Below are 13,521 nucleotides of genomic sequence, written 5' to 3'. Positions count from 1 at the left end.
ATTAAACCTCCATATAATACGTATCCGGCTTATCCGGATCAAAGAGCTCGTTTGCCCACATGATCGTGATCATTTCCGTATCACCCAGGTTTTCGATATTATGCGTATAGCCGGTTGGAATATCGACCACTTTCATATCTTCGCCGTCGACAAAATATTCGATGACAGCGTCAGAATCGACTTTTCGTAAACGGATGACGCCTTTTCCGCTGACCACCAGAAACTTCTCGTTTTTCGTATGATGCCAATGATTTCCTTTGGTGATGCCGGGTTTCGAACGGTTCACTGACACCTGACCGTGTGACTGTGTACGAAGAAATTCGGTAAACGAGCCCCTGTCGTCCCGATTCACTTTCAATGGGTAGGAAAAGCTGTCTTCCGGCAAATAGCTTAAATAAGTGCTGTACAGTTTTTTCGTAAGCGGATCTTTCATATTGGGCAATTCGAGGTGCCGGCGGCTTTCCTTGAAAAAAGCGATTAGATCAGCAAGTTCCCCGACTTTTATCGTGTGAGTTTCAGGCACCCGGCAAAACTTTCCGTCCCGTGTCGCCTGCCCGGCCAGTACCCGTTTGAACTCATCAAGCACATCGTCGATATAGCAGAGTTCAAGCTCCGCATCCGGATCATTTATCTGCACCGGAAAATCCCGGGCGATGTTATGGCAGAACGTCGCAACGACCGAGTTGTAATTCGGGCGGCTCCATTTGCCGAATAAATTCACAAGCCGGTAAACGAAGACTTCGCTCCCTGTTTGTTGTGCGTGTTCGAATACAAGGTCTTCCCCCGCTTTCTTGCTTCGTCCGTAAGGATTGTCCCGCTCTGCCTGAATCGAGGAAGTGACGACAATCGGTGCCGGGTTGCCATGCTGTTGCAGGTGCGACAACAGGGCTGAAATCAAATCGTGATTGCCCTTCATAAACTCTTCTTCTTTTTCGGGGCGGTTGACGCCCGCCAGATGGAAGACGAAATCACATTCCTGGGCGAACCTTTCCAGATCGGCGGGCGGGTTCTTTCTCGAATAAAGCAATAAATCCTCATGTCCCTGATTTTTCAGTTCCGCGGCCAGGTTCCTGCCGACAAAGCCTTCCGCGCCGGTAATCAGGATTTTCAACTCGGAATACCGTAATTGACAGCAGCCGGCAATGCCGGGTTGATCGTCTTCAATTCTTCCTGGATATACGGCAGCTGCAGAAGCAGATCTTTGATTTCGGATACATTCAGTCTCTTGGTATTATGCGAGTTGTATTCTTTTTCCACGGAAAGTTTTTTATCGCCCTCATTGAAATATTTTTCGTAGTTCAAGTCACGGCTGTCGGCAGGCACTCTATAGAACCCTTCCAGATCCTGCGCGACAATATGTTCTTCACGGGTCAGCAGCGTTTCAAATTCCTTCTCGCCGTGCCGTGTGCCGATAATTTTCACTTCATTGTCCGCCTGGAACAATTCCTTCAGCGCCTGGGCCAGATCTTCGATTGTCGAAGCCGGAGCCTTCTGCACCATGATGTCACCGGCATTTCCATTCTGGAAGGCAAAGACGACCAGCTCAACAGCGTCTTCAAGGCTCATCAGGAAACGTGTCATATTCGGATCTGTCACTGTCAGCGGTTTGCCCGATTTGATCTGTTCCACGAACAAAGGAATCACCGAGCCTCTTGAACACATCACATTGCCGTAGCGTGTTCCGCATATCAGCGTCTTGTCGGGAGACACCGTCTTCGCTTTCGCCACAAACACTTTTTCCATCATCGCCTTCGAAATGCCCATGGCGTTGATGGGGTAAGCCGCTTTATCCGTTGACAGGCAAATGACTTTTTTGACACCGCAGCTGATTGATGCGTTCAGAACATTTTCCGTCCCGATGATATTGGTCTTGACCGCTTCCATCGGAAAAAATTCACAGGAAGGCACTTGTTTCAGCGCAGCTGCGTGGAATACGTAATCAACATCGTTCATGGCATATTTCACACTGGCCAGATCCCGCACATCACCGATATAAAATTTCAGTTTATCGTTGTTATAGCGTTTTCTCATGTCATCCTGCTTTTTCTCGTCTCTCGAGAAAATCCGGATTTCCTTGATATCCGTGAACAGGAAACGCTCCATTACTGCGTTTCCGAAAGAGCCTGTGCCCCCTGTGATGAGTAATGTTTTGTCTTTGAACAATCTTCCCCACTCCCATCTTTGATAAAATGTCTCATGATGATATCGTATGACTCCGTGACGTTGAATTCTTTCTCCAGGTAACGCCGTCCGTTTTCGCCAAGCTGCCTCAACTTGCCGCGGTCCCGCTTGATCTGCTCGATCGCATCCCGGAATTCCGCCAGCTCACCTGCCTCTGCGTAATAACCGCAGCGTGCGTCGAAAATGATGTCTTTCAGATCGGTATGCGGGTCGGTCACTGCCAAAACGGGCTTGGCACTGTCCATATAGTCCATCAGCCGGGACGGAATATTTGGAATGGTAAAACGCCGGTCGAGATAGATCATTCCGACATCCGCCGAATGCACGACTTTACCGTAATCTTCCTTCGGCATAAAATTTTCCAGCCGCACATTTCCAGGATTCCGCGCCCGGATATAATTTTCGATTTTCGGAAATTCCGTGCCGGAACCCACTATCAGGAAAAATACATCATCCTGGTCGCGGTAAAGGTCGATGGACCGGATGAGGTAATCGATTCCCTGGGGTTTTCCGAGGTTGCCGCCGTACAGGAACAGGAGCGCATGTTCAGGAATCCCCAGTTTCTTCCGGATATGGGTGCGGCTGATTTTCTGCTGCCGGTCAGCAGGATGGATCGAGTTTGGATTGACTTCCACTTTCTCAGCCGGGATATCCGGATTTTGCCCAAGGACAAAACGTCTGTTGCCTTCCGACATGCAGCCGATCATATCGCTGATTTCGTAGAGGCGCTTTTCCTTCCGCCGGAAATAACTGTGCAGCAGGCTGTTTTCTTTCATCATCCCGATATCCACTGCATTCTGCGGAAAAATATCTTTCAGCAATAAATAGGTCATTCCGTCTCCGTGCATATTTTTCAGGTATCTGATGACCCGTTCAAATGTAATCGGCGGTGTCGTGTAAATGATCAGATCAAATTTCCTTCCTCCGAGATAGGTCCGGATGGCATTGATGAACTGGTCTTCCAGAAGCAGGGTGCTGACGCCTTTTTCCACCAGGCCAGACTTCGTGACATTGCCGGTGCGCACTTTCAGGACCGTGATGCCTCCCGCCTGGCTCAGCTCAGTCTGGCGGTTGTGCCGCTTTTCAGTCTGGCAGACGACCGTGACTCCGTGTCCATTGTGTTTGAATTCCTGCATAAGATCATAATAGAGATCCCCATGCCCGCCATTATCGGGATATCCGAGGGTGATGAAAACAACTTCCATGCTATCGCTCCTTTACGAACATCAGATTTTAGGATTATGGCTAATGGTAAGGAGCACAGGTTAAAAAGAGGTTAAGGAAAGGTTCGTTATTCGAATTTTTAATTTACTTCCATAAATATGTCTGGCTGATACGCATATTCTGCCGGTAAGCCGGGAAAAAAACCGTGTTTTCCACCCCGGCTTCCCTGCACAGAAGATCGTAGACGCTGCGGTTCCAAATTTTTTTTCCTACATGATATTCCAGTTCTTTCACGCGTCCGTATTTCTTTTTGTAGAGATACAATTTATCTTCCGGATCATTTGTCCGCCCGCCCCCGTGGTGAATCAGCCTGATGCCATTTTCCATGCCCCAGCACAGTAATGCGTATTGCAGCATATTGGGTGCATACAGATGATGGTATTCTGACAGGCTGCCGGTTAAATGGACATGCAGCAAATCGCCGCTGACGAAATTCAGGCTCATGGCGATGAGATTTCCTTGCCAGGTCACTTCCACTACCACCAAATGCGGCCCCAGCAGCTTAAGGCATTGGTTAAAATATTCTTCATCAAAATAATAAAATTCGCTTGCCTGATTGCGACTCATCGTTCCCAGATATAATTCCCTGAACTTGTCAAGGCTTCCGGGATTTACAGTCACCTTATACCTGATTCCTAGCTGAAGGGCTTTTCGTATATATTTCCGGACTGACGGCGAGTATTCGCTCATCAGTGGATCGTCCGTGGACGTAAGGCATGTCTGAATCGTATTTCTCATAAAGACCGTATCGTAGCTCCCTTTAAAATCTGAGACGTTGCCGAGCACCGGGTGAAAACGCACGAATTCACTGACAATATTCTCCTGTCTGCAGTAATCTTCAAATGCATGGATAAAATCTTCAGCCAGTCTCTCTTTCTCTGCCTCTTCGACAGCTTCCATAATCGGGCCGCCGTAACCGTAAGGCGTGATCAAATCGTAATAAGGCTTTCCCCCTGCCAGCGCAATGGGAATTTCCCGTTTGATGAACAGATGGCTGACTGAGCCCCTTTCACTGCGGAACTCAAAGGTCTCACATTTGCCATTTTCGATTTTTTCGTAAAGAATTCCATAGCTTTTATTGAAATAAATATCACTCAAAACATTCACCTCGCCTGCTGGGATGATGGAACTTGTATACTTCCTGTTTTTGAATTTAGGCTCCATAGGTTAAAGGCAGGTAAAATAACTGGCTTAAGGAAAATAAAAACGATAAGATTGTTGTAATAAATGAATGGGGGGTCTTTGACGTGGAGTTACATAAATGGAGCGGACACAGCGATCAGGCGGTCAGCTATCTTGCAAGCCTGCCGAATGCGAGGCTGATATTCTTGATGGATGGGCAGGATGCTGTCCTTCTCTACGAAACGGAAGGGCAACCGCTTCTGCCGGATGTCGAAGATTATCAGATTCTGGATGCAAGCGGTGACATCAACAGCGGTTATTTTGCCGTCTTTAATAATATTCCGGTGAGCGACGAAGGCCGGGAACTGTTTGAAAGCCGGTTCATGAACCGTGCACGGAAAATTGAGAATGAACCGGGATTTGCGGCCATCCGCGTCCTGCGCCCGCTCCACTCGGATACGTACGTTATCCTCACCCTGTGGCAGGATGAAGAGTCATTCCGGAACTGGCAGAATTCCGAGGCGTACAGCAGCGCTCATGCTAAACGCGGCACTTCTGAAGGTATCGACAAACGCCCGAATATTTTCCCGCGTCCGTCATACGTAACAACTTATTTAAGATGAAAGATGAAAAGACCGGAAGCCTCTGCAGGCTTCCGGTCTTTGGGATTAAGGTTCTTTTTCGCTTTTCTAGGCAGTAGTGACCGTTTTCGTATTTCTGTCCCGGTACGCCGGGAAGAAATCACTTTCCGTTTCCGTACCGGCGGCTGAACACAGCAGCCAGTAAATTTCAGGATTCCACACTTTTCTACCGACTTGAAAGGGAAATTTTGTATGTTTTCCAAATTGTTTCTTGAACATGTACAGGCTGTCTTCCAGGCTGTTCGTCAGGCCGCCGCCGTCATGCAGCAAGTGAAATCCGTTTTCCTTGCCCCAGCGTACGAGCGCAAATTGCATGACATATGCAGGATAAAGATGATGATACTCTGCATTCGTCCCGGAAAGATGAGTATGAAGGAAATTCCTGTATTTAAAGGTCAATGCCATTCCAATGGTCCTGTTTTTATAACTCGCTTCGGTGATCAGCATCTGATTGCCGAACGTTTTCAGCAATCCATCGAAATATTCATCATCGAAAAAATAATAATCATCGGCGTTTTTACGCTTCATCGTCGCGTAATAGATTTCCTTGAAGGCATCCAGATTGTCCGGATTTTCGATTAGCCGGTGCTGCACGCCTTCACCGATGGCATTGCGTATATTCTTTTTGGCTGTTTTTGAAAATTCCCGGGCAACCGGATCATCAAAAGAAAGCAGATTTGTTCCTACAGTCGGGCGCATGTACCGGACATCGTATATTTCTTTGAAATCATCGGCGTTATTCAGCACCGGATGAAAACGGATGAACTCACTGACAATATGCTCTTCAGCACAATACCGGCTGAACGCCGCATGGAACTCGCGCGTCAGTTCCTGCCGATTTTCGGGCAGGCAGCCGGACAGCATTGGCCCCCCGTATCCGTAAGGCGTGACAATATCATAATAGATCTGACCATCGATCCGTTCCGGAATTTCACGTTTGATGAACATATGCCGGACAGTGCCAAGCCGGTGACTGAATTCATATACGTCACAGATTCCGTTCTCCAGTTTTTCATAGAGCCTTCCATATTGCAGTTCAAAATACAAATCGACCAATTCGGATCCCCACTTTCCTAAAATATTATTCTGAAGTCTCCTATATTCGACAGAATAAGCATTCAAGGTTAAGTGAAGGTTAAATCAGCTGTTTATTTTATTTGCGTATCGATGCACTGTTTTTCCGGACAGATTTTTTCCTGCCTTTTTTGAACAATAAAACCGGACATCCTGCTGATGGCGATGCCGGCCGCCGCACCAAAGCTGTCAATCAGCACATCCCGAAGTTCTCCGCTTCTCCCTTCGATGAACAATTGGTGGAATTCGTCAGTGATTGCGTAGGCAACCGCAATGGCGAATGCGGCCAGGAGTGCCCTCCCTGTCAGCCTGCCCCAGTTACCGAGCGCATTCACCAAAAGAACAGCCAGGATCAAATAAGCAAAGAAATGCGCATTTTTCCGTACAAATGTGTGGAATAGTTCAGTGCTGCCCGGAAGAAAATCGCCGGCAAAGTCAAGAAAGATTTTCGATACTCCGTCACTGAGGCCGCTTGAAACAGAACCAGGCTGGTGGGACAGCATAAAGATCAATGCCATCCAGAAGGCAACGGCGAGCCAGGCCATTAATTTATTTTTCATTTCTGAACATCCTCTTCTTCATCGTTTGAACAACTGCATTTCATTATATCATCAGTTGAAAGAGGGGCTGCTCCGAAAAAAGAAAAAATCCAGTGGAAGGGTTCTCCACTGGAAGTTTTTTTACAGATCCGCTGTATGGCTAGCTGTACCAAATCTTTGTCCTGCATGGGTCCCTGCTTTTTTGCGGCGGCTGTCTGAGGGTTTGGCAATGACGGGGAACTCCCAGCTTGCGACGGCTGCGTTTTCCCGTTCCTTCGCGAATTGTTTTTCCACAAGTACAGCAACATCAAAGCGCAGGCAGATTTCCGTAAACTTTTCCTTATTTGGGGATATACCCAATTGTTCTTCAACTGCAAAAAACGGCAGATTCGTTTTCTTGCATAAAGCCACCGCATTCCATGTATTGGAATCTTCAAACGCAGTGAATATTCCGTCCAGTTTTTCCTGCCGGATGATTTTCGCCAATCCCTCAATATCCCCTGTGCTCATATTAACTGATTTATCTGCATGGCATTTAGCCGGCGATCCGATGATATTGTCAGCCACTACTGTCCTCATGCCCATCCGTTTCGCCGCTACCACTGCACCGATCATATGTTTCGCACCACCGAGTATGAGAATCTTTTTTGAGTGTGTCTCCATCCTTTATTCGCCCCCCTAGAAATCACTGGCCTGTCTGTGCTGTATATTGCTGAACTATCATCATTCCCATGGAATTAGGTCTAAATAATCGGACACAATCCAATTTCAAATTAAAAATTATGAACTTGAACACCTTAATAACTATTAAATTAACAAGAATATTAATAATTGTCAATAAAAATTCTGAATTTTAAGTTTTCTTAAAATTCACCTCTTAATTTTCTGTAATTTAAGTGTTGTTTTGCCAAAGCATTTGAAACTTTCTCCCCCATCAAGCGTATACTTTAAGTAAGAGGTGATTGATCATGAGAGGCAAAAAAATCTTTCCTTATTTTATTGCTTTTGTTCTGGTGATGCTGCTGCCAGTCCATGTTTACGCAGTCGATTTCGAAATTTCCGAAGTACAGATTGAAGCGCAATTGAAAACGGACGGCTCAGCTGATGTGACGGAGCAGTTCATGTATGAATTCGAAGATGATTTTGAAGGCATCACTCGCGGTTTGATTGCCAAAAAGGGCACATCTATCCGCAATTTCTCCGCATCGGAAAACGGCAAAGAGCTGAAAATTGAAATGGAAGAGGGCCTTTACAAGATTTACCGTGAAGGCGAGGACGGCGAAACGGTTCAGATTGATTTGACGTATGAAATTGTGGACTCAGTCGAGAAATTTGAAGACGGCGCACAATTTTACTGGGCATTTTTCGATGAAAACAACGAAAGCGAATACGAAAATATGACGATTTCCATCATTCCTCCTGTCCCGGCTGCCGGTACGGAAGCGCTAGGTTATGGTGAAGCTTTCGAAACGGAGCGCATCACGAACGACGGAGCCGCTGTTTTTGAACTCGGTCATGTGCCTGACGGGAAAAATGCCGATGTCCGCGCCATCTTTGATGCGGAATTGTTCCCTAAAGTCGCCGCTTCTGCCGGCACCATTCGTGACGGCCTGGCCGAAGACCGCGAGCAGCAGGAAAACGAAGCGGCGATTTTCTCCCAGAATCAGCAGACCGCCAAGAATATAAGCATTCCGGCTATCGTGGCTGCCGGTGCACTGCTGCTTGCCAGCATGCTGCTGGCATGGTTCCGCGCGTTCCGGCGAAAACGTGAATTTCGGGAACGACCTTATGAATTCTTCGTTCCAAAAGAAACGATGAGCATACCGGCGCTGCTGTATTTCACGAATTCCATCTACCTGTCGCCGAACGCGATATCAGCCGCCATCATGGAATTGATGCGAAAAGGCAATATCCGCCAGTTGTCGGAAGATCATTTCGAGCTGATCAGCCGGAAAACTGAGCACGCGCATGAAGACGCTTTGATCGGTCTCCTGTTCGACAGTATCGGCGGCGGCCAGGAGTTCACCCTTGGCCAGGTCGAGGAGTTTACGAAAAACGAGGATAATCATTCAGCTTATAATGACGCAATTCACAAATGGAATAAAGGCATAAGCGATGAAGTGAAAGCGAAAGGCTTTTATGAGGATGTCTCAGGAATCCGCTGGATAGCCGGAGCGATGAGCATTGTATTCATTGGCCTCACTATCTACACGGGCATTTATGAGTTATTCCCCTGGATGGCTGCATCGATTGCTTTAGCCATGCTGGCGTTAGGGTTTGGCATCGGCTACTCACCGATTACACGTGAAGGCCATGAAGTACGATCCAACTGGCGCCAATTAAAAACCGCCATGGAAAAATTGCCTGCTGAACAATGGGACCGGCTCACGAAAGATGAGAAACAGCGCGCCTATGCATATCTGCTCGGCAGCGACTCAAAAACGGCTGAACAGAAAGCGGCCGTCTTCACTTCCGCTCAATCTTCTGCTGACGGCTCGAGCTTCGTCATGAACCCGCTGTTCATGACCGCCATCTTCGTATCGGCCGGCACAGCGACCACCGCCAGCGCATCATCGGGCGCTGGGGTGACTGGTTCCGGTGCCGGAGTCGGCGGCGGTGGTGGCGGATCGGGTGCATTTTAGGATTTTAGTTTAGAATGAATCGGAGGCCTCGCGGGTGCGGGGCCTTTTTTATTTTGAGTGAGTGTTGGAGATGATAAATTTACACTAAATTTTGATCACCCTGAAGCATAAAAGTATCACTGCGCAAATAAATCCCGTTCACCGCAAACAAATTCGATTCTGCGCAAACAAATCTTATCTATCGCAAATAAATCTTTATTGCATACCATAGCATGATGGATTGGGTACGTCAGATGATGGAATATTACCATATTGATTCAATATGACAGCAGAAAAATATCAAGTTGAGCATACTCGCATTTTTCCGCGCATACTGACCCCGTTTCCGCGCCAACTTCATATTCTCCGCGCATACAAAAACCGGTGCCAACAGAAATTTCTGCCGGCACCGGTTTCCATATTTTATTACCCCTGATGCTTCCCTAAAAACTCCAGCATCCGGCTGTAAACAGCAATTTCGTTCTCTTTCCGCGAAAAGCCGTGCCCTTCATCTTCCAAAACAAGATATTCGACATCGCGGCCGGCCGCTTTCAGTTTCTCAACAATCTGATCCGACTCTTCCTTCACCACGCGCGGATCTTTCGCACCCTGAATGACAAGCATCGGTTTGACCATGCCGTCGAGATACGTCGTCGGTGTATCTTTGATAAAGCGTTCCTTGTCGCGCTCCGGGTTGCCGATCCAGCGCTCCATCATAGGCTTCCAGTGTTCCGGAACCGAATTGTAGAACGTGAACAGATCCGATACGCCGAAAATGTCGACGACGGCTTTGAAATATTCGGGATGACGGCCGTGCAGCAATAACGCCATATAACCGCCGTAGCTTCCGCCGACCAGGAATAATTTCTCGCGGTCTGAGATGCCCTGCTCAAACAGCCATTCGATTCCGGCGAGGCAGTCGAGCCGAGGCCCTTCGCCCCAGTCCTGCTCGACCAGTTTGACGAATGATGCCCCGTAGCCGGTGCTGCCGCGGAAGTTTGGCGCGAATATCGAGTAGCCACGATTCAGGAAGCACTGGAACATCGAGCGGAAAATTTTGCGCTCTGCCGCCTGTGGTCCCCCGTGCGGCCAGAAAATTGTGTGGCCGTTGTCGTTTTCCGGTTTCGCTCTGAACAATAAAGCCTCGATTTCCATGCCGTCAAATGATTTATAAGTTACGACGTCCGGCTCCACCATATGGGATGATTCCAATCCCAGGACATTATTCTTCGTTAACTGCTTCCACTCGCCGCCATTTTCCAGGCTGAAAATATTCAACGGAACTGTAGCGCTGCGGCCAAGTAAATATAGCGCCCCTGACTTTGCCACCTGGATCTTATCGACAATCGCAACCGGCATCTCCAGCTTTTCCGGTTTTTCAGCCGCCATCTCGAAACGATAAAGCGAATCGGATACCCCCCGTCCTGTAGCCACGTAAAACGTGCGGCTTTCCTTATGCCATTTCAGGCTTTCCACGCTCTCCCCGTCGATTTCCAGAACGCGTGAAAACTGTTTCGAATCGATTTCGAATTTCGCCACGTAATTGTATTCACTGTCGAAATTCGTCACAAAATAAATCGTGTTGTCATCCGCAAATACCGGTGCGGTGGCGATGTGCACTTTCGATGCATCCGGCGTCAGGTTATAGGTTTCATCGCCGACTTTCACAAATGATGTTACGTAAGTGTTGGCGAAAGCGCGCGAATAAACTAAAGCTTTTTCATTGTCCGACACTGCCGCCAGCTCCGTGGCACCTTCCGATCCTTCCAGCAGAAGCTGATCGGAACCGTTTTCCAGGTTGCGCATCCGCGTATTCAGGTACATCGGGTTACCGTTTGACGTAACGTAATAGAGGCGTTTTCCGTCATCGCTCAAGTGCGAAAAGAAATATTTCTCGTCCGGTTCGCCCGTCACCAGCGGCTGCGGCAGCCCGCCTTCATACGGCAGGACGTAAATCTGATGGTTCTCATCGCCGTCTTTGTCATAACCCGCCAGCACATAGCGGTTTTCGGGATCAATTTTGATGAAATCGACTGACTCGTCCCGCTGCGCGAATAAATATGGGAACCCTTCCGCCAAATCCATTGCCCATAAATTCACATTGCCATTCAGATTCGAACTGAAAATCAGCCGCTTTTCGTCACTGCTTACCGTAAAATCCGAAATCGTGTATGTACGGAAAAACTGCTCCACTGTCGGTTTTGGAAAATCATTCATTTTATAGCCTCCATTATTCTTTATTGTGTTGCCCAAGATGACTGAATCTTATGTCTACATTTTTCATTATACCTTAATTTTCATCGTTGCCAGCACTTCTCAGAATATCTAAGGGTGACCGCGCCGATTATTTTCGTTACAATGAAAGTGCAGTCCAGTTTACAGAACAATCAAACACCCAAGGAGGCTTTCCCGATGACGAATTTACAGGAAATTGCCCAGTCAGATAATTACGGGCAATTCGAATTGAAGGAATTATACCAGGCAACTCAATTGCTTTTGCAGGAATTCCAGAAGACGAAAACGGAACCGGAAAAGCTGAACGATATAATTGGACATCTAAAGGAGCGGCTGCAGGGCCAGGCGGCTTACCCACTCGCGATTCTACTTGAATCCAGCCAGCTCGGCATCCGTCACCAATTTCAGAAAGACTGGAACAGCCCGATGAAACAGCGCCAGTTGTTCTTATTTGAAAGTCTGTATTTCCAGTACCGCGGCAAAGTTCCGCCGACTGTCTGGAATCAGATCTGCCTGAACTATGCGGAAGTGCTGATCTACGTCGGCCGTTCGATTGACGGCCTCCATGTGCTGGAGCAGATGGTCGAAGCCGAAAACGATCCATCCTATCAGCGCAAAGAAGCGGAACGCGGCTGGGGGCTGCTGTTTTATTCAACATTCCTGCCTGACAAGGAAAACAGAGCCGAGGCGCTGCATAAAGCACGCGAGCTGCTCAGCGAAGGCACCGAATCGATCAATGATGCCAACGGCCGCGCGCTGTACGCCGACCGCCTTAAACTGGCGCAGAAGATGCTGAACGAAATCGGACCGGTCGATGTCACGGCAAATTACAAACCAAACTTTTTCGAAGGCCGCGAAAAAGAGTACCGCGACTGGTGCGCCAAGCATCATCTCCTGCTGAACCATGACAATGAAGTCGACCCGGAAGGCATGATGAAACTTGATACGCTGCGCTACCGTTATAAGGGAGCCGACAAAGAACAGGGTAAATTCCTTGAAGCGTTCATGGATTCGCTCATCTCGGAATTCACGGCGCACCGCGAAAAGCTGTTCGAAGCACTTGAAATGGAGCCGGCTGATCCGATGCGAAATGAGCAATTGAAGTCGGTTTACCGCGAGTCATTTTCGCTGTTCAATAAAAGCGCCCAATTCATCAATCATTATTATCAGCTCGAAGTTAAAAACCAGCTTGCCGGCATGCAGCGCATCTGGTTTGAAGACGAGCATCCGAAAAATGAGCTCAAGCCGTTTCTGCGTGACACCAAAAACGGCGCTCTCAAGGCATTATACTGGCTGTCAAAAGAAATTTACGGATACGAGCGTTCCGAATCCCAGAACCTCGGCATGATTCGTGCTCTTCAATTGCGCGACCAGATGGAGCGCAGTTTTGTACAGGTCATCACGAAGCAGGAAGAAATTGCGGCGACCGGTGAACTCCGCAAACACCAGATGACGCAAGCCGAACTTGAGCGCATGGCATTATCTACGGTGTTCAAGGCGCGGAACGCGTTGATGTATCTTGGCTTTGCTGTAGCGTTTGAGAAAAAATAATGGAATTTGAAAAGCCGTCTCCTATAATTCAGGAGACGGCTTTTTTAGGGTGGATTAATGGTTTGAAAAAGCTTTCGCGGCACGCGAAAGCTTCCTTAAGGGATTGGAGTTTTTCGCCATGCGAAAAACATCCGCTCTTGTTCTTTTTCTTTTGCTTTTTCGCTTTTCGCCATGCGAAAAGCATCCAGTTGTTATTTCGTCTTTGGGATAGGAGGTTAAACCGGTCACCGGGTTTAAAAGCAAGAACATAATATCATCATTATTAATTGAATATTATTAACTTGAGCACAAAGTGGCTTCTCCCGCGCATAAAACCTCTTCTCCCGCGCACAA

Annotated in this window: 11 protein-coding genes; 3 read left to right on the top strand and 8 right to left on the bottom strand. The window is 47.8% G+C overall.

Translation table 11 applies throughout. The features are described from left to right. Position 1: 1 nt before the first annotated feature. From KW93_RS12345 to KW93_RS12330, 4 genes are all read right to left on the bottom strand, one after another. The gene (locus tag KW93_RS12345) at positions 2-1,111 is read right to left on the bottom strand and encodes a capsular polysaccharide biosynthesis protein CapF (protein ID WP_033543327.1); all 1,110 of its coding nucleotides are present in this window, start codon (positions 1,109-1,111) and stop codon (positions 2-4) included. Next, entirely contained in the window at positions 1,108-2,163 is a 1,056-nt protein-coding gene (locus KW93_RS12340) for a polysaccharide biosynthesis protein (RefSeq protein WP_052131609.1), read from the bottom strand. Before KW93_RS12340 ends, KW93_RS12345 begins: the two co-directional genes overlap by 4 nt. Next, positions 2,103-3,386 carry a glycosyltransferase family 4 protein gene (locus tag KW93_RS12335; RefSeq protein WP_081987016.1) on the bottom strand — a complete coding sequence of 428 codons (1,284 nt, stop codon included), beginning with the start codon at positions 3,384-3,386 and terminating at the stop codon, positions 2,103-2,105. The genes KW93_RS12340 and KW93_RS12335 overlap by 61 nt, the downstream gene beginning before the upstream one ends. A gap of 103 nt (positions 3,387-3,489) precedes the next feature. Then, positions 3,490-4,503 carry a GNAT family N-acetyltransferase gene (locus KW93_RS12330; protein ID WP_033543339.1) on the bottom strand — a complete coding sequence of 338 codons (1,014 nt, stop codon included), beginning with the start codon at positions 4,501-4,503 and terminating at the stop codon, positions 3,490-3,492. Between the two features lie 149 nt (positions 4,504-4,652). Here KW93_RS12330 and KW93_RS12325 point away from each other — a divergent pair, with 149 nt between their 5' ends. Next, entirely contained in the window at positions 4,653-5,150 is a 498-nt protein-coding gene (locus KW93_RS12325) for an antibiotic biosynthesis monooxygenase family protein (protein ID WP_033543326.1), read from the top strand. 66 nt (positions 5,151-5,216) lie between these two features. On the opposite strand, the gene KW93_RS12320 is transcribed toward KW93_RS12325, so the two are convergent. The 3 genes from KW93_RS12320 to KW93_RS12310 all read right to left on the bottom strand — a co-directional run bounded on the left by KW93_RS12320 (position 5,217) and on the right by KW93_RS12310 (position 7,444). Next, on the bottom strand, positions 5,217-6,224 hold the full coding sequence (locus tag KW93_RS12320) for a peptidoglycan bridge formation glycyltransferase FemA/FemB family protein (protein WP_033543325.1): 1,008 nt from the start codon (positions 6,222-6,224) through the stop codon (positions 5,217-5,219). A gap of 92 nt (positions 6,225-6,316) precedes the next feature. Then, complete coding sequence (locus KW93_RS12315) at positions 6,317-6,802, bottom strand: VanZ family protein (protein WP_052131608.1); 486 nt, start codon at positions 6,800-6,802, stop codon at positions 6,317-6,319. Between the two features lie 120 nt (positions 6,803-6,922). Further along, positions 6,923-7,444, bottom strand: a complete 522-nt coding sequence (locus KW93_RS12310) for a hypothetical protein (protein WP_033543324.1) — start codon at positions 7,442-7,444, stop codon at positions 6,923-6,925. Positions 7,445-7,749: 305 nt separating this feature from the next. Between KW93_RS12310 and KW93_RS12305 the strand changes: the two genes are divergently transcribed. Beyond that, on the top strand, positions 7,750-9,423 hold the full coding sequence (locus tag KW93_RS12305) for a DUF2207 domain-containing protein (protein WP_033543323.1): 1,674 nt from the start codon (positions 7,750-7,752) through the stop codon (positions 9,421-9,423). Positions 9,424-9,828: 405 nt separating this feature from the next. On the opposite strand, the gene KW93_RS12300 is transcribed toward KW93_RS12305, so the two are convergent. Further along, positions 9,829-11,619, bottom strand: a complete 1,791-nt coding sequence (locus KW93_RS12300; RefSeq protein WP_033543322.1) for a S9 family peptidase — start codon at positions 11,617-11,619, stop codon at positions 9,829-9,831. Positions 11,620-11,814: 195 nt separating this feature from the next. Here KW93_RS12300 and KW93_RS12295 point away from each other — a divergent pair, with 195 nt between their 5' ends. Continuing rightward, entirely contained in the window at positions 11,815-13,188 is a 1,374-nt protein-coding gene (locus tag KW93_RS12295; RefSeq protein ID WP_033543321.1) for an LA2681 family HEPN domain-containing protein, read from the top strand. Positions 13,189-13,521 lie beyond the last annotated feature (333 nt).

This window comes from Planococcus sp. CAU13 (assembly GCF_000775575.1).
Taxonomy (GTDB): Bacteria; Bacillota; Bacilli; order Bacillales_A; family Planococcaceae; genus Planococcus.
Note: the sequence above shows the minus strand (reverse complement) of the source record. Positions and strands in the feature narration are given on the sequence as shown.